Origin of the sequence: Pedobacter sp. (assembly GCF_037719805.1) — a bacterium.
GTDB lineage: Bacteria > Bacteroidota > Bacteroidia > Sphingobacteriales > Sphingobacteriaceae > Pedobacter.
On the sequence record NZ_JBBJLZ010000002.1, the window covers coordinates 485,287 to 504,234 of the forward strand.

Consider the following 18,948-nt stretch of genomic DNA (forward strand, 5'->3'; position numbering starts at 1 on the left):
ATACATAAAACGGAATTGCAATTATTTTGAAATACCTCTTACGATGACCACTTGACCACCCTCGTTATTGTTAACTAATCTTGTAGAGCCACCGTCTGCATTCTTGTATTTATCACTAGTCCAGGTATGTGGATGTAAATTCACTACAAATGTGTCCGGTGTTCCAGTCAACTCAGACACGTCGTACATAGCGCCATATTCCCAAGTACTTAATTGTAAATTATTTGACGGATTGTATTTGGCGTTAAAGGTTGCGTCTCCTCTTCTATGGTTCATTTGTAGCATTGGTTTCAACGCTTTTGAAGCCATTGTAAACTGCCAAATTGTACCGTCGTGATCATTGTTCTTATAGAAAGAATCTCCATCTTCCTGGATGTAAACAAAGTTTTCGGTGACACATATGTTGTCTGGATTGACAATGCTTTTTCCAGGACTGTCGTTTCCGTCAACAGCTACTTCAAGTTTACCTTTTAGAGGATTGCTTTCATCTAATACCAACTTGTATACTCTACCCCACATTGTCTTTCCATTTACTGGCGTCAATTTATCGCCTTGACTTACGCCAGTTGCTGTAAAGTAAATCTCTCTCCCATTTGCTGCACTGCCTTTTCTATAGTCTATATCTTCTACCCTGGCCAGCATTAAAGCCTTTTTATCAATAGTCTGCTGTTGAAGTTGCGCTCCAATACTGCTTTTCACATTGTCCAGCTCCACAAACTCTACATCATAACTTTGTCCTTTACTCATGCTCGTCTCTACAGGATCATTGGTACTGCGTTTCATCACATATAGTTTTCCATTTTGAAGATCACCCTGGGTATTGGAAACGTACATTGCCAACTGACCATCAGTTTCATCCTCACCAATCAAGATTACACTTTTACCACTATAAGCACCCTTCGGCAACGGAACCGCATTTTCTGCACTCCATCTACCTAAAGCACTTAGCGTTCTTTGATTGTTCTTTTTCTCTGCAGTTGCTAATGGATCTATAGCATGAATCATTGATTCAGCACCGCTCTCTCCGGCTGTTAAAAAAATAGGCTTGGCAAAACCATGTTCTTCAGGTGTTGCTAAAGTTGCAGAGCAAAGTCTCGTCATACCGCCATCTGAGTCAACAATATATTCACCTTTTACCGGCTTAAAATTCTTATCCAGATAAACCCTGGAAACCGATTGAAGGATTTCATGATTGTTTATCATTATAAAGCCCTCACCTGCTGGATTCCGAATAATTCCTGCACCGTCTGGCTGAGCACCAAATATAAAATTGGGTGATTCTGCAAGCACATCATCTGAGCTGATTAAAGTCGTTATTTTTAAGCTTTCGAAACCAGGCATCGTAGTCAGCAATGACGGGTTTACAGAAAAGTCTTTTAGTTCTGCTGATGTTACCGGCGGAACGATTTGCTCCTGACCTCTATCTTTGGTACACGCACTGATTGCGACTGCGGCGCTTACGAATGCCGCCACTGCAAGCGTAAGTGACTTTTTATTAAATAATTTGTTGTTCATAGTTTTGTTTTCGTTTGCGACAAAACTAGACTGTGAATGTTGAGCGAAAATTAAATGTATATTAAGTTAGCGTGCGGTAAGTAGTTTAGAATCATTAGAAATAAACAAATTTTAAATAAACAAGATACCATATGATACTTCATTTTCAACATGGGAAAATCTTCCCGTATGCGCTGTATGTGTAAGCCGAAGCTTGCACCCCTTGTCTGGCTGATTTTCTCTACAGTTACGTTCATGTCAATGCTTTTTCAAATACGCAATACGATGAGGGCGAGAAGGTTTATGCTTCTAAAGAATACGTATTCCTTGTTGAAAGGGCCAGTGCATCAGGCGTATAACTCACAATAAAGCCGTCATCGGTCGACTAACAAATGAGCACTTTACCCATCGTGGCAGGAAAAGTACTGAACTTAGAACATGCTTCGATTGTACCAAACGCAAAGCCTCTTTTATTAATTTACTTTAGCAAAACTAAAGCTTAACATGAGGAGTTTCCTTGAGAGATCTTCTATTATGAAACAAAAACCAATCAATGAATGCCCGGTACCTAATGGTGTATTAGTGATCATCGGAGGAAAAGAGAGTAAAGGCGAGAAGCCGGAAAAGGAAATTCAGAAGGAGAATTCAGAACCGCTTGAAATCTTAAGGTCATTTGTTAGCATCATCGGGAAAGAGAACCCAGTTATTGCGGTTATAACTACAGCGAGTAGCGAAGGCGCTGAAATTTTCCAGGACTATAAGGAGGCCTTCGCAGAAATTAACGTTGAAAATCTGATTCATATCCATCACGAAGTTAGAGAAGAGGTATTAAAGGACGATATATCCTGGATGCAAGAGGTAGATGGAGTATTTTTTAGTGGCGGTGATCAACTGAAGCTAACATCATTATATGGAGGAAGCAAAGCTTTATTGGTTCTAAAGCAACGTTATATTAATGACGGGTTAGTGATTGGCGGTACAAGTGCGGGAGCTATGGCAATGTCTACACCAATGATTTATGCGGGCAATCAAGAGGTACAGCAGATTACTGGTGAAGTAAAGGTCACAACTGGCCTCGAATTTCTGAAAGACGTTTGCCTGGATACTCATTTTGTGGACCGTGGACGCGTGGTACGTATGGCACAGGTCATAGCTACTAACCCAACCTGTATCGGTATAGGAATAGAGGAGGATACAGCAATTGTAGTCCGAAATGGAATTGAAGCGGAAGTTGTTGGAAGTGGAATAGTTATTATGATCGAAGGTCACAACATCACGGAAAGCAATGTTCTCCATTTCAGTTCAAAGGATGCAATATCTATTCGAAATCTCTGTACGCATTTTTTATCAAAAGGGGACGCTTTCGTTATACCGCAAAATAATCCGCCGCATATCTAAAATCAAGTCTAAACGCTGTCTCCGAGTCAAGACGCATCTAACGTCGGAGATGGCCGACGAGAGAATCGCAGTGCCTTATTCAGCCTAACTCCATCTTGGGGCAGATTAATGAATGGAAGGCACCCGAATGGATTTACGAACTCGCGGCTATTTGGCCAAAAAATACCCGGCTGAGCCAGCAATAAAATAATGCTGAAAGTTAATCTGTCCTTTATTTGTATCCGGATGCCTGTAATTGAAATAACTCGGCATATCTTCCTTCTTGAGTCAATAACTCTTCATGGCTGCCAATTTCAAGTATTTCACCCTTATCCAGCACCAAAATTCGGTCTGCCATTCTAACTGTAGAGAAACGGTGTGAGATTAGTACTGCAGTCTTGTCTTTTGTAGCCTCAGAAAAGCGCTGAAAAACCTCATACTCAGATCTGGCATCCAATGCTGCCGTTGGTTCATCGAGAATCATTATCCTCGCATCACGCATGTAAGCCCTTGCTAAGGCCACTTTTTGCCATTCACCGCCCGAAAGTTCAACTCCGTTATTAAATTGTTTCCCTAACATCTGGTTATATTGATGAGGCAATTTTTGAATGATTGCGTCGGCTAGGCTTCGCTTTGCTGCGTTTACGATCAGTTTTTCATTGTCTTTCTGACTGATATTACCAACAGCGATATTTTCAGACATTGTCATTTGATAGCGGAGAAAGTCCTGAAAAATAATTCCCATCTCCCTCCGTAACTCTGTTAAATCATACTCTTGCAAGTTGTGACCATCGAGCAAAATATGACCTTCAGTAGGATCATAAAGTCGAACCAGGAGTTTTACCAAAGTTGTTTTACCCGCTCCGTTTTCCCCAACCAGCGCCAGTTTCTCGCCCGGGCGAAGCGTAAAGTTTAAATGTCGATTGGCCCAACGCTCTGAATTAATATATTTAAAACCAACATTCTCGAAAGTGAAGCCCATTTTAATGGGATTAGGAAAGGGCCTCGGATTAAGCGGCACTTTAATCTTAGGCATAATTTCGAAAAAGTCAAAGAAATCTTGTAAATAAATTGCTTCTTTAGCAACCGCATTGAAACGCCTTGCCACATTTTGAAAAAGCATTCCAAGCTGGCGAATCGTTGCTAGCAAAAGGGTTAAGCCACCAATAGTAATTGCGCCTGAAATTACATCCCTTATAATATATATAAAAACAATATAATAACCTAAAGAACCTGGTATTCCTAGTAAAATACCCAAACCTGTTCTTCGAACACCCAACGATTTTCTATCTCTGTAAAAGGCAGTGAATAAATTTCTAAATCTGGTGATAAGAAACTGAGACAAGTCAAAAAGTCTTACCTCTTTGGCAGCCGTATCTCCACTTCCAATAAGAGTTAGATAGTCGAGCTCGCGTCGGCCCTGAGTTTGTCGACGGATTAAATTGTAGTTTTTAGAATTAAAGTATGCTTCACCAACAAACGAAGGAATAACTGCTATAAACAGTATTAAAATTAGCCACGGGTTGTAAACTACTAAACCGGTAGCCATAATTCCTACGGTAAGCACATCTTGGAGCTGGGCAAATATATGTGAAAGAAGTTGGGCTCGTCCTCCCGTCTGTTGTCTGGCGCGCTCTAGCTTATCATAAAAAACAGAATCTTCGAATTGGTCTAAATCAATCTTGGCGGCGTGAGACATTATCATTATGCTTGTTCGGCTGGTTAGTAAATCGCCGAGCAACTCTTCAACAAGCATACTGATTTTGCCGCATGTTGCGATAAGGATTATTAAAACGAATTCAATTCCTACTAATTGCCACAAATATGTATGAGACACAGTTTGGTCTCGTATAATATTTACAACCTGATCGATAATCAGCTTTCCAGCATAGAGTACTCCCAACGGCAATACCGATTGCGAAATGCGCATAAAAACACCTACCGAAGTTAGCCAAGGGCTTGTATTCCAAATCAGATTTAAGAATTTCGGGAGATAACGATAGGCCCCAAGTCGGTCTTGCAGAGGCAAGAAACCCGATTTTTTTTTGCCTGAGCTATCCTTTTTACCAAAAGTGTGCTTCCAACTATCTTTCATTGCCAACTATAACCATATACTTTTCCTGTCTAAATGTGCTTGCATAATCTCTGCGAATCGTTTTACATATCGGCGGGTAAAAATTGTGGAGTGCTCGCCCTCCAATTCATAAATCTTAACAGCCTTTGCATATTCTTTCCAAGCCATTTTTATTTTTTCATCATAACTTCTTGCACCGTACGCTATGTTGTTCAAGTTATCTAAAAAATAATAATGATCCTTAGCGTAAAATGCCAGAATATCTCCATCATAATCCTTTATGCGATAATTAAGGGTGGCTTCCTGTAATAAATTTTCCATTTGTGAAAAAACTCCCCTATCCTCTACCTTTCCCGACATCCCAGGCCCTAAAACACCCTGGATTTTATTCATCTTATATTTTAGAGCTTGCCTCGGATGGTTTTTAACCAAGAAAAACTCAAAATGAACTTTCAAAACTACATTTGCTATCACCTTTAGAGCGATAGAACGCAAATTGAAAAAATTGCTAAAGCCTGGAGCCATTCTCTTCGGCTTTTCGATAATAATCGTATCAATTAGGCTCAACAAAGTCACCGTTCTTTTCAGGACTTTTAATTGCCTGGCCATTTCAAATGCAATTATTCCACCTTGACAATGTCCGGCAAGTGCATAAGGGCCAGAAGGATTTTGTCTCAGTATCTCTTCTATGTATCTCGAAGCTATGCCTTCCAAAGTATCAGGAAATGATTCCAACGAAGCAATCTCGGTGGGTTGTTGTAAGCCGTACACAGGTTGATTTTCATCCAGATACTCTGAAAAAATCTTGAAGGTAAAGACCGTTCCTCCTGCACCACAAATGAAATATAAAGGATCTTTGAAACCTCCTGTCTTAATCGGGACAAGAACTTCTGAGTTAAAATCGTCAGTTTGATTTCCCTTTATTTGCATCAACCTATTTGATAATCCAGCGATAGTGGGATAAACAAACAGATCTTTAATATTCAGCTCATTGCCGAACTCTTTGCGTGTGGATGCTATTACTCGCATAGCCAGTAACGAATGCCCTCCCAGATCAAAGAAATTATCTTCCATCCCTACACGTTCATGGTTTAGCAACCGTTCCCAGATCCGAGCCACACCAACTTCAAAATCTGTACGGGGGGCAACATAGGTCCGGCTTGTTACTATATTCGCCAATTCGGGTTCAGGAAGAGCTTTCCGATCAATCTTCCCACTTGGCGTTAAGGGGAAACTTTCAAGCTCGACCCAGAAGCCCGGTATCATGTACTCTGGCAAAACACCTCCCAGATAACTTAAAAGAGTATCTTTGTTAGAATCGGAAGACCATATCACATACCCTACCAGGTACTTACTTAGATGCTGACCCCGAGCCAATACTACTGCCTGCTTTACCTGACCGCTTTGCTGAATTACACTTTCTATCTCGCCCGGCTCTATCCGGTAACCATGAATTTTTACCTGGTCATCTATACGGCCTAGGTATTCAATATTTCCATCCGGCAACCAGCGTGCTACATCGCCAGTTTTATATAAACGGGCGCCTGAATCCAAATCAAAAGGGTTTGGAATAAACCGCTCTTTAGTTAACTCGTTACGATTAAGGTAGCCCCGTGCCAGTTGCGAACCGCCTATATGGAGCTCTCCTGTCACTCCTACCGGTAATAACTCTCCGGCTGCACCAAGAATAAAAATCTCAACATTGGAGATGGGCTTACCAATGGTTATGGAACCATTTGATGTTATAGGCTCATCTGTTAAAACCGCGCATACAGTATTTTCTGTAGGCCCGTACGCATTAATTACCCGAACGCCTTTTTCACGCAATGCCAATGCGTATTCTGCATTCAGAGCCTCGCCCGCAGATATGATCGTTTTGAGATCAAAGACTTCTTCTTTAAATATTGACTGATAGCTTGGGGGAAGGGTAATAAGTTCTACTTTTTGATTGCTTAGAATCTTACTAAGGGCTGATGCATCAAGCAGCGTGTCTTTAGGGGCAAGGACCAGTTTTCCTCCACACAACAGCGTACAAAATATCTCGTAGCAAGAGGCATCAAAGCTTAGAGAGGCAAACTGAAAAACGCTGATTCCGGGGCGTAGATGGAGTGGCTCGATCTGGCTATGAATCAGATTGACAACGCTGGTATGCTCTATCATCACCCCCTTTGGTTTCCCAGTAGAGCCCGAGGTATAGATCACGTAAGCCAGGTTGGGGGGACTGGCTACAAGAGGAAGGTTTTCAGCACTTTCCCTGCCGATGGCCTCACCGGCTCCTTCTATGTCGATAGCTTCGATCTCCGGGGCCAGCGCTAAACGCTTTAGTGCACTGCCGCTGCTAAGCAACATGCCACATCCGCTATCCTGCAGCATATAGCTGATCCGGTCTGCCGGATATTCCGGGTCGATGGGTACATATGCACCCCCTGCTTTCAGAACTCCAAGAATACCGATTATCATATCCGGGCTCCGTACTATACAAACCGGCACTAAACTCTCAGGGCCGCATCCTCTACGCTGCAGGTAGTGGGCCAGCTGGTTGGAACGAGCGTTTAATTCTTCATAGCTCAGCCTTTCTTCTTCGAATACTATTGCCGTTGCTCCAGGTCTTTGTCTTACCTGGTCCTCGAACAGACTAACAATCGTAGCTGACTCGGGATAAGCCGTCTCTGTTGCGTTAAACTCTTCCAGCAGCTGCTTTTCTTCCGAGGTACTTAACATCCCTAAATCGCTTATCGGGCTGCCTGGGTTACTGCCGATGGAGGCCAGAAGCTTCTGGAAGTGATCTGACATCCTGATGATCGTCTCCCGGCTGTACAGCTCTGTACTATATTCTACATAGCATTGCAGCCCTTCTAGGGTTTCTACCACCCCGAAGGTAAGATCGAACTTGGAGCTGGCGTGGCCGATGTTTTCTCCCGCTATAGTTACCTCGCCTAAGCGAAGCTCGGGTACATCGGGGGTGTTTTGAAGTAAAAACATCACCTGGAACAAAGGGCTGCGGCTCTGGTCGCGTTCTTTGACTACGGCTTCTACTATGCGCTCAAATGGTACTTCCTGGTGGCTGTAGGCTTCCAGCGTGGTCGCTTTTACACTCTTTAATAAATCACGGAAACTCATCTGACCGTTTAGCTCGCTCCGAAGGGGCAGCGTATTGACAAAGAAGCCGATCAGCCCTTCAATCTCCTGGTGGCTGCGCCCTGCTACCGGACTGCCTACGCAAATATCTTCTTGTCCGCTATAGCGGTACAGTAATGCCTTAAAGGCGGACAACAGGGTCATATAAAGGGTGGCCCCGGATGACAGGCTTAACTCTTTTATCTGACTGCTCAGACTGCTGTCCAGTTTGAAATTGTACATCGCTCCCGCCGTACCCTGCTGGGCCGGGCGGCTGTAATCGGTAGGTAACTGTAAGGGGCTTACTCCAGAGAGTTTGTTCTTCCAGTATTCCAGTTTCTTCTCCAGTATTGCCCCTTGAAGGTAACTTCGCTGCCAGATGGCATAATCGGCATACTGAAGGGGTAAAGGGGCTAACGCGGCGGCACGACCTTCGGTATAGGAGCGGTAAAGTTCGGCTACTTCTTTTACCAGTATCGGACGCGACCAGCCGTCTGAGGCGATATGGTGCATGGTAACCACTAGAATATGTTTTTCTTCCTGCTGGCTGATCAGCTCTGCCCGTAGCATATAGTCTGCCGACAGATCGAAGGGGGCGGTAATTTGTTCTTCGATATGGGCTTCTAACTGTTCCCTGGTAAGTGCCTCTCCACGGGTCTTGTTAAGCTGCCATTCGTCTGCGCTTCGGATATACTGATATCCTTGGCCTTCTTCCTGCCGGACTACGGTGCGAAGGACCTGGTGACGCTGAATAATTGCCTTCAAGGCCTGCTCCAGGGCCGCAGTGTCCAGCTTCCCGTGCAGGTGGAGGACGGCGGGGATATGATACTGCCCGCTCCCCCCCAACTGATCGATAAACCATAACCGCTCCTGGCTGAAAGATAGGGGTATTTGTTCGGGGCGGGGCTGGATGACTTCAATACCCGGTATGATATCTGCTTTTTGATGATCCTGATCTAAATGGGCTGACAGCTGGCCTACCGTGGGGTAGTCGAATATATCACTGATGGCTAACTCGGCTGAAAAGCTCTTACGGATGGCCGACAACAAGCGTACAGCCAGAAGCGAGTGACCGCCTAGTTCGAAAAAATCATCGTGCAAGCCTACCTGCTCTGCTTCTAAAATATTTGCCCAGATCTCGGCTAAACGCTGCTGGGTGGCTGTAACCGGTGGGGTGTAGCCTCCCGCCCACGGAAGAATTCCGAACTCGGGATCGGGTAGGGAACGACGATCGACTTTTCCATTTTCTGTTAAGGGTAGGGATTCTAACTCTATCAAATGGGTGGGAACCATGTAGTCCGGCAGGGTTGAGCGAAGGTAGGAAAGGAGCGAGTCGCTGTCAAAGCGGTGCGCCGGAACTACATAAGCAACCAGTTGGGTGCTGCCAAACTTATCCTGATAAGCGATAGCTACAGCCTGTTTTACCTCCGCGCTCTGCTCTAAAACCCGACTCACTTCTCCAGGCTCTACCCTGTATCCGCGTATCTTTACCTGGTCGTCTACCCGGCCAATAAACTCTATATCACCCCCAGGCAGATAGCGCACACGGTCGCCGGTTTTATAAAGTCTTACAAGAGTACCCCGGTGGAAGGGGTCTGTTATAAATTTTTCCTGATTCAGTTTCTCATTGTCTAGATAGCCGCGGCATACGCCGGAACCGCCGATAAATAATTGACCAGGTACGCCCACCGGACATAAGGCATTATCTGCACTAAGCACGTATATCCTGGTATTAGAGAACGGTTTCCCGATGGGAACTTTCTCTCCATATTGTTTGTCTAAATCAACCTCATGTAATAATTTTCCGATGGTAGTTTCGGTGGGCCCGTAATGGTTCACGATGCGGCAACTCGTTCCGCTTTCGCGGATTGTTTCTATCTGACTCCCTGTTAAGGTTTCTCCCCCAAAAATCAGCAAGTTACGAGAAAGCAGGGGTTCGCCATCCAGCAGTAAAGCCTGCCAGTGTGAAGGTACAATCTTTAGGCAATCGATGCGGTGACGCCGAAAATAGGCATGTAGTGCCTTGGCATCACTAACCGTATCTTTCGAAAATACATGCAACGTTCCGCCCGACACAAGCCAACTATACAAAACAGTGTTGCCTAAATCCGTTGCAAAGGTTGAAACCAACGCATAAGAACTACAGCTGTTGATATTAATGCGAGAATTTAAGCCGAATATATAATCTAACAACTGACCATGTTCTACTAACACGCCTTTGGGCATACCGGTAGAGCCGGAGGTGTAGATTACATAGGCTAGATGATTAGGTAAAATTTTTAGTGACGGTAAGCTCTTGATCTGAGTTTGGAGTGAAGAATCTGGGTGATCGAGTTCTATGATATGCAGGCCACTGGCCTCTAGCCTGGGCCTGTTTGCACTACTGCTTACCACTAAAGTAGCCTTAGTATCTTCCAGCATAAAATTTAGCCTCTCATCTGGAAGACCCGTATCAAGGGGTACATAAGCACCACCAGATTTTAATATTCCGAGAATACCGATGACCATTTCCAGGCCACGGTCTATATACAATGGCACTAAACTATCAGCCCGAACGCCTCGGCTGATCAGGTAGTTTGCTAACTGGTTGGAACGCTCTTCCAGGGTGGCATAACTGAGGGTCTCTCCTTCAAATTCTACTGCAGCGAAATCCAGGCTTCGCATTGCCTCAGATTGAAAATAATCCAGAAGAGACTTCCCTGGAAGGTAATTGCTATTGCTAACATTAATCCCATTAGTTAACTCTGCAACTTCTGTATCGTTCAACATCTCTAAACGACTTATTTGATCGGCCGGATTTGTTACCGCAGACGTTAACAGGTTAATATAATGACCAACCATCCTTTCTATTCGCTCTGGCGTGTATAAGGCGGTGCTGTACTGAACAGCTATGGTTAAGCCCGACGGGGTTTCTGTAAGGAAAAAGGTTAGATCGAATTTTACTGCTGTTAGTTCTTGCCCTAAGCTTGTAAGCACGAGGTCGTCTAAGCGAAGCTCCGGTACTTCAGGAGTATTACCCATTACCAGCATCACCTGGAATAATGGGCTTCGACCAGGATCGCGCTCTTTACTTACCGCTTCCACAACTTTTCCGAAAGGCACTTCAACATTTGCATAGGCCTCAAGTGTGGTAGATTTCACCTTATCTAGCAGGGTATAAAAAGCCATATCTCCGCTTAACTTGTCGCGTAAAGCGAGAGTATTCACGAAAAATCCAACCAACTCTTCCAACGACGGCTGAGGCCGACCAGCAATGGATGTGCCTACACAAATGTCCTCTTGGCCGCTGTAACGATAAAGTAGAACTTTAAAAGCTGAAAGCATAGTCATATAGAGGCTTACTCCACGTAATAGGCTAAGATCCTTAAGCTGGCTTTTCAGAGTTTGGCTTACATTGAAGGACACCATTGCTCCGATGGTACTTTGCACTACTGGTCGGTCGTAATCGGTAGGAAGTTCTAACACTTCTACTTCGTTTAACTTATTCTTCCAATAGCCTAGTTTTTCTTCAAGTAAAGCGCCACTCATACTTTGGCGTTGCCATAAAGAATAATCCGAGTACTGCAAGGTTAGAGGTGCAAGAGGTAACGGACGCCCTTGCCTATATGCTTCGTACAATGCTGTAACCTCCTTTACAATAATAGATATAGACCAGGCATCTGAAGCAATGTGGTGCATGTTTACCACTAAGATATGCTCCTCTTCGGCCAGTTTAATCAACTCGGCCCGAAACATATAGTCTGATGACAAATCGAAAGGACGCATAATCCGTTCTCGGATGTATGATTGCAATAATGCCCCATCCCTCACATAGAGTTCATTTGCTGCGAGGGTTAACTCCCAGTTTTCGGCACTTTTTACTACCTGATAACCAACGCCTCCTTCCTCAACAATAACAGTGCGAAGCACCTCATGCCGATCTACGATGGCTTTTAAGGCCTGGGATAGAGCACTTGTATCTAGCGTGCCACGTAATTGAAGCACAGCCGGAAGATGGTACTGAACACTGCCTTCCAACTGATCGATAAACCATAAACGCTCCTGGCTAAAAGATAATGGAATCTGAGAAACTCTATTTCTGTCGAAGGGTGTAATTAAATCCTGTTCATCAGATGTTTTTTTTGACTTCCAGCCGTCCTCACTTAAAAGATCAATTAGTAACTGTTTATTTTGTCTGATAAGCTGAAGTAAATCTTCATCTATCTCCTGGTTCTGATCAATTTTTAGCTGGAGTTTATCTTTATTCAATAGAATTTCAACCCCCTTCTGCCGGGCGGCATATAAAATATCTATCGCTTTCTGAAACGTGGTTTCCATATTCTCCTAATTACCGCAGCTGCTTAAACGTCTATTAATTTGTATGATGTGGTTTCTTGTGGAGGGTCTACGTTTTTTTGCACCTCCAAATACTTACTTAACTCACTGATGGATGAAAACTGAAATAATATATGTATCGGCACAGTTATCTGTAATTTACTTTCCATGTAAGATACTAGCCGCATTGCCAACAAAGAATGTCCACCTAACTCAAAAAAGTTATCGTTGATGCCGATTCGCTCGGTGTTAAGTAGCTCTTGCCATAATAACACAAGCTTTTGTTCCAATTCATTACGAGGGGCAATATACGCAACCGGACTGATATCTTCTTGTTCCAGGGCTGACAAATATCTCCTGTTTATCTTTCCATTAGGTGTCAGGGGCAGGCTTTCTATCTCTACCCAAGACGACGGGAGCATGTATTCGGGCAGCATACTTCGCAACTGGTTTCCAAGCACCTCTCTGTCATAAGTCGAAGCCGGAATAAAGTAAGCAACCAGTCGCTTACCTTGTGGACTATCTTTAGCCAAAACTACTACCTGTTCCACCAACTCACTTTGGCGTATTGCGTTTTCTACTTCACCAAGCTCAATACGGATACCCCGAATTTTAATTTGCTCGTCATTACGGCCCAAATATTCGAGGTTTCCATCGGTACGCCATCTTGCCAAGTCGCCGGTGCGATATAGCTGGGCTCCATTCTCAGAGCTGAATTTGTCGTCAACAAACTTTTGCTCAGTTAATTCCGGCCTGTTAAAATATCCTCGGGCAACCTGCACCCCGGCAATATAAAGTTCGCCGACGGCTCCTATAGGTACCAGGTTTTGATAGCTATCTAAAATGTACAAACGGATATTCGGTAATGGGCTACCAATTATATGCGCTGTTGAAAGCTCTTTAACTTCGTTATAAGTTACACATACAGTGGCTTCGGTTGGGCCGTATGAATTAACTATCTGCACTTTCGAAAATAGATTTGTTATATATTCCGCAGATAAAACTTCACCTCCGCTTATGATATATCTTAAATAAGAAGATGATATGTTTTCTTTATTGAGCCATTCTAATGTTGTAGGGGTTGTGCTTAATAGGGTAACTTTATCATGTTCGATGTATTTTTTGATAGCATTAATATCTTTACCACGCCCTTTTACCAGAATAACACGGGCGCCGGAAATTAAAGCGGGATAAAGCTCCTCGACCATAGTATCAAAGGAAATGGACGACTGCTGTAGAACAGTATCGGCAGCGGAAACGGAAAAATATTGTTTAAACGTTAATACATAATTTAACAAACTTTTATGTTCTATCATAACCCCTTTGGGCTGCCCGGTTGAGCCCGAGGTGTATATTACATAAGCCAGATCAGTATAGGCGGGTTTTAAATCCAGATTTTCTTTGCTCTCGATACTGATTTGTTCAGCGCTAGTGTCTATGGTAACAATTGAAGCGTCAATGTCGAGCTTCGCCTTTAGGGTGGTATTGCAGATTACAAGCTTAGCATCAATATCTTTCAGCATGAAATTTATCCGGTCTTGCGGATATTCCGGATCTACAGGAACGTAGGCGGCTCCGGCTTTAAGTACTGCAATAAATACAATGATCATCTGTACACTGCACTCCATACAGACAGGTACTATACTGCCAGCAACTACTCCTTTTTCCCGTAAAAAATGGGCAAGCTGGTTTGCCCGCTCGTTCAGCGATTTGTAACTGATATGCTTATCTTCACATACTAAAGCTACTGAGTCGGAACTGTTGACAGCTTGCTCCTCAATCAGTTCGGGAATTGTTTTATCGGTTGCATACCTAGCTTGCGTAGCACAAAAGCCGTTCAACAGTTTATGTTCTTCGGCCGGGCCTAGCATTTGCAGGCTGTAAATTTTGCTATGCAAATTGGTTACAATTGAGTTTAAAAGGATGATAAAATGGTTTATTAGTCCATTAATCATATCTGCATTAAACAACTCGGTATTGTATTCCACCGAACCACGCAAGCCCTCAGACGTTTCTTTTAGGGTGAAACTGAGTTCAAACTGGGTTGTATTATGTGCTGATTTAATGCTTGAAAGTGTTAAATCTCCCAAACTTAAAGTCGGTACATAAGGTGCATTCTGGAAATCGAACATAACCTGAAATAGTGGGCTGCGTGAGGTGTCACGATCCTTTACCACGGCCTCCACAATTTTTTCAAAAGGAACATCCTGATGATTGTATGCTTCAAGTGTGGTAGATTTCACCTCGCGAAGAAGCTCCGGAAAGGTTAGTTCGCCTTGAACTTTGGTTCGTAAAGCTAGTGTGTTTACAAAGAATCCGATTAAGCCTTCTATATCTGCGTGGTTCCGGTTTGCAACGGGGGTTCCTACGCAAATATCTTCCTGATCAGTATAACGGTATAGCAATACCTTAAAGGCAGCTAATAAAGTCATGAAAAGGGTTGCATCTTCGGTAGATGCCAGTTTCCTGATCTGTTTAACAAGTTCTAGAGGGACGGAGAACTCGGCAAGCACACCATTTATCTTCTGAAATGGTTTGCGCCCATAATCAGACGAAAGTTGTAATGGTGTTACGTTATCAAGCTGCTTTTTCCAATAACTAACTTTTTTTTCCAAGAAATCACCGGTCAAATATCCTCGCTGCCAAAGTGCATAGTCTGCATATTGAACAGGCAATGGGGGCAGTTTTGGCTCGCGTAATTGAGTATATGCAGTATACAATTCTACAACTTCCTGAACCAAGATAGGCATTGACCAGCCGTCTGATGCAATGTGGTGTAGAGTAGCTACGAGTATATGCTCATCATCTTTTATTCTGATTAATTCGGCACGGAGCATATAATCTTCTGAAAGGTCGAAGGCGGAGCTTATGCAATCCTGGATGTAAGATTGGATTGTTACGTCATCTGGTATGGATTCAGCTTTATCTACTTTCCTCAACGACCAAAACTCGGCACTGTTCACATATTGGAAACCTTGACCTTCGGTATCACGAATCACTGTTCTTAGAATTTCATGCCGCCCAACAACAGTCTTCATAGCAAATTCCAGGGCTTCAACGTTTAGCTTTCCCTCCAAACACAACACTACCGGCAAGTGGTATTGCAAACTTCCGCCAAGGCGATCTATAAACCATAACCGCTCCTGACTAAAAGAAAGTGGTATTTTTTCCGGCCGTGGATGTACCGCTTTTATTGAAGCGAGCGACTCGTCTGAACTTTTGTCAGCAAGTCGGGATGCTAAAGCGGCTACGGTTGCATTTTCAAATAACTCCTTTATTTCTATTTCCGCTTTTAATTCTCGCCGAATCCACGAAAGCATCCGCATAGCGAGTAAGGAATGTCCACCAAGTTCAAAAAAATTATCGTTTACCCCTATTTTATCAATTTTAAGTAATTCTCGCCAGGCTGTGGCCAGCTTTATTTCAAGTTCATTTCGAGGAGCTATATATGTCGGTTTTGATATTTGCCTGATAGCTATTAATGCTTTTCTGTCGACTTTTCCAATTGCCGTTGTGGGTAAAGAGTCTAGCTCAACCCAAAACGCGGGTATCATATATTCGGGTAACCGGGTTTTTAAAAATGCTACAGCTTTATCTTTGGTAAACCCCTCGGCTGGCACCACATAGCAAGACAGTTGCTTGTTTCCGTTAAAATCATCGCGGGCAATAACAATCTGTGTATTTACCAAGCCGCTTTTTTCTAATGCAACCTCTATCTCACCAAGTTCAATGCGATATCCGCGAATTTTTACCTGATCATCTTTTCTACCAAGGTACTCGATATTGCCATCGGCTAACCAACGGCCCAGATCGCCAGTTTTGTATACTTTCGATTCGGATCCGGCGTTTAATGGGTTCGCAATGAAGTTTTGATTGGTTAATTCTTCCTGATTTAAATAACCCCGGCCTACTTGCACACCTGCTATAAAGATCTCTCCCCCGACACCAATTGGAACGAAATGTTTGTTTTTATCTAAGATATGTATAGTTGTATTGGCTACAGGTTTCCCTATCGGGATGGTTCTTATCTCGCTCTCATCATTGGGTAATTCCCAGTATGTAACATCAATAGCCGCCTCCGTGGGACCGTACAGATTGTGCAATTCTGCTAAAGGCAATTTTTTTCTAAATAACATTGCCTGAGACGGCTGTAAGACATCACCGCTGCATAATACTTTTCTCAAGCCCGCGCACTCCAAAGGTTGAAGATCCGCCAAAAAAGTTTCCAGCATGGATGGCACAAAGTGCAAGATGGTAATACCTTCGGTGTTGATAACAGATTTTAAGTACTCGTTATCTCTATGCCCGTTCGGCTTAGCAAATACTAATTTAGCACCAATTAAAGAAGGCCATAAAAGCTCCCAAACAGATACATCAAAACAGAAGGTGGTTTTTTGAAGGACGGCATCGTTTTTGGTTAAACAATAGTTTTCTTGCGCCCAGCAAAGTCTGTTAACAATGCCCCGATGTTCGTTCATGGCTCCTTTGGGTTTCCCTGTAGAGCCCGAAGTATAAATCACATAGGCAAGATTTGTGGGTTGAGCCACGCGGAATGGATTGTCTGTCTTCTGTACATTTATTAAAGGCCAATCGGTTTCAAGATCGATGATCTCTGCTATCTTTTTAAAGTACGCCAGTTTCGAAAGAAAAATTGTGCTGCTTATTAAATACTTCGCACCAGTATCTTCTATAATATAATTAATACGTTCTTGCGGATACTCAGGGTCAACAGGAACGTACGCAGCTCCCGCTTTTAAAATTCCCCAAATTGCTATAATCATCTCGAGACTTCGCTCGATGCAAAGTGGCACCAGCGTTTCGGCCCTAACACCTTTAGATATTAAAAAGTGTGCGAGCTGATTAGACCGCTTATTTAATTCATCATACGTAAGTTGCTTTCCTTCAAACACCACAGCTATGGTAAGTGGTGTTTGTGTTACCTGTTTTTCAAAAAGATCTACAAGAGTGTTATCCTCAGGGTAGTCTCTTTTGGTCAGATTGAATCTTTCAATTTGCTGCAATTCATCTGCAGGCAATAGTTGCAAGTCGCCAACTATTAGGTTCCCCCGCTGTGCAATCTGTAATAGAATATGCTTAAAATGGCGGCTTATATTCTCAACATATTGTTTTTGTATTACATCAGCATTATAATTAAAGTTGACGGTAATTTCTCCGGCTATGCCGATCATAATGCTTAAAGGATAATTAATCTGCTCGTTGATATGCACGTTTTCGACCTGTAAGCGCCACTCTTTTAAACCTATGGCTTTGCTTACCGGGTAATTTTCAACAACCAATAAGCTATCAAATAAATCTCCCTGAACGTCGGTATATCTTAATGCTTCCTGCAAAGGAGTATTCTGATGTTGACGTGAAGCTACCTGCTCCGCCTGAATGTTTTGCAACCAGGCTGAGATGGTTTGCTCTTCCCGCATTTCTGAACGTAACACAAGAGTGTTAACATACATCCCAACCCTCTGTTCTACATTTGGCAAATCATCTGGCCTTCCGGATACGATAATACCGTAAACAATATCTTTCTGGCAAGTATAACCATGTAACAGATAAGACCAGGCTCCCTGCATAATCGTGTTTACTGTAAGGCGATTTTCTTGGGCAAATCGCTCTATCTGTGAAGTCTCATCCACCCCGAGCCTCAATTTTATGGTATCATATTCGCCAACTCCTTTGTTGCGATCGGCAGTTGATGAAGTAAAGGGCAGGAGGGTACTTTCTGTAACCCCCTTTAGATAGTTACGCCAATACTCTTCTGAATTCGCTTTATCTGGACTTTCGAGGTAACGGATAAAATCTTCGTACCGGTCTTCGGCCACAGGTGGAATACTCTCTCCGGTCGATAACAGGTCGTAGCTGCGCAAAAATTCCTCCATCAGAACTTGCATCGACCATCCATCCAATAAAATGGCGTGGTAAGTCAATAGCATCCGGTAACGGTTATCATTAAGGCGGGTTAATGTTATTCGCATTAGTGGAGGCACCTTAAAATCAAAACCCCTCACCCGGTCTGTCTGCTCATACGCCCGAATGGCAGCAACCTGTTCATCAACAGTCAGACTACTATAGTCAAGTTCTTCGATAGGTAACTGAACTGCGCGGTAAACGCATTGTACGGGTATACTAAATTCATCATAATTAAAGCTACTGCGTAATATTGTGTGGTTACGCAATATAGTATCCCAGCTGCGCTTATAAATCTCAACATCGGCTCCAACCAAATCACAGCTTAGCTGCTCTACAAACGCACCGGCGGTTTTATCATATAGCGCATGAAATAAGATTCCATGCTGCAAACCGCTTAACCGATAAATAGAAACTATATTTTTCGATTTTCTCTCCGGAAGGCTCAACTCAGCGTTTAAAATATAGCTGATTATCTCTTCCTTATTTTTTTTGATATAGTCGATTATCTGATAGTCTCCTCTAATAGAGTCCATCATTTCTTTCGTTAACTTATTTTTATTTCCTTTAAGAACAAGCTTTTCGTTTTGTACCACCAACGAAAAATGTTTTTTCTCAAGAGAAGAGATGAACTCCTTAATTTCCATACTTAA

5 protein-coding genes are annotated in these 18,948 nt (G+C 43.2%); 1 reads left to right on the top strand and 4 read right to left on the bottom strand.

Features of this window, described 5'->3' with window-relative positions; genetic code table 11:
• Positions 1-21: 21 nt before the first annotated feature.
• Positions 22-1,515, bottom strand: a complete 1,494-nt coding sequence (locus WKF66_RS07295) for a PhoX family protein (protein WP_489673768.1) — start codon at positions 1,513-1,515, stop codon at positions 22-24.
• A gap of 513 nt (positions 1,516-2,028) precedes the next feature.
• Here WKF66_RS07295 and WKF66_RS07300 point away from each other — a divergent pair.
• The gene (locus tag WKF66_RS07300; protein ID WP_489673769.1) at positions 2,029-2,892 is read left to right on the top strand and encodes a cyanophycinase; all 864 of its coding nucleotides are present in this window, start codon (positions 2,029-2,031) and stop codon (positions 2,890-2,892) included.
• A 211-nt stretch (positions 2,893-3,103) separates the two neighbouring features.
• Here WKF66_RS07300 and WKF66_RS07305 read toward each other — a convergent pair whose 3' ends face one another.
• The 3 genes from WKF66_RS07305 to WKF66_RS07315 are packed head-to-tail and all read right to left on the bottom strand — an operon-like array spanning position 3,104 to position 18,942.
• A complete protein-coding gene (locus WKF66_RS07305; RefSeq protein ID WP_489673770.1) occupies positions 3,104-4,966 on the bottom strand; it encodes an ABC transporter ATP-binding protein in 1,863 nt (620 codons plus the stop codon).
• Between the two features lie 6 nt (positions 4,967-4,972).
• Positions 4,973-12,379, bottom strand: a complete 7,407-nt coding sequence (locus WKF66_RS07310; RefSeq protein ID WP_489673771.1) for an amino acid adenylation domain-containing protein — start codon at positions 12,377-12,379, stop codon at positions 4,973-4,975.
• 23 nt (positions 12,380-12,402) lie between these two features.
• On the bottom strand, positions 12,403-18,942 hold the full coding sequence (locus tag WKF66_RS07315; protein ID WP_489673772.1) for an amino acid adenylation domain-containing protein: 6,540 nt from the start codon (positions 18,940-18,942) through the stop codon (positions 12,403-12,405).
• Positions 18,943-18,948: the final 6 nt, after the last annotated feature.

What these genes read in the sequence shown, in the direction of transcription:
- WKF66_RS07295 (WP_489673768.1), bottom strand. Translation starts at nt 1,515, where the DNA reads ATGAACAACAAATTATTTAATAAAAAGTCACTTACGCTTGCAGTGGCG.
- WKF66_RS07300 (WP_489673769.1), top strand. Translation starts at nt 2,029, where the DNA reads ATGAAACAAAAACCAATCAATGAATGCCCGGTACCTAATGGTGTATTA.
- WKF66_RS07305 (WP_489673770.1), bottom strand. Translation starts at nt 4,966, where the DNA reads ATGAAAGATAGTTGGAAGCACACTTTTGGTAAAAAGGATAGCTCAGGC.
- WKF66_RS07310 (WP_489673771.1), bottom strand. Translation starts at nt 12,379, where the DNA reads ATGGAAACCACGTTTCAGAAAGCGATAGATATTTTATATGCCGCCCGG.
- WKF66_RS07315 (WP_489673772.1), bottom strand. Translation starts at nt 18,942, where the DNA reads ATGGAAATTAAGGAGTTCATCTCTTCTCTTGAGAAAAAACATTTTTCG.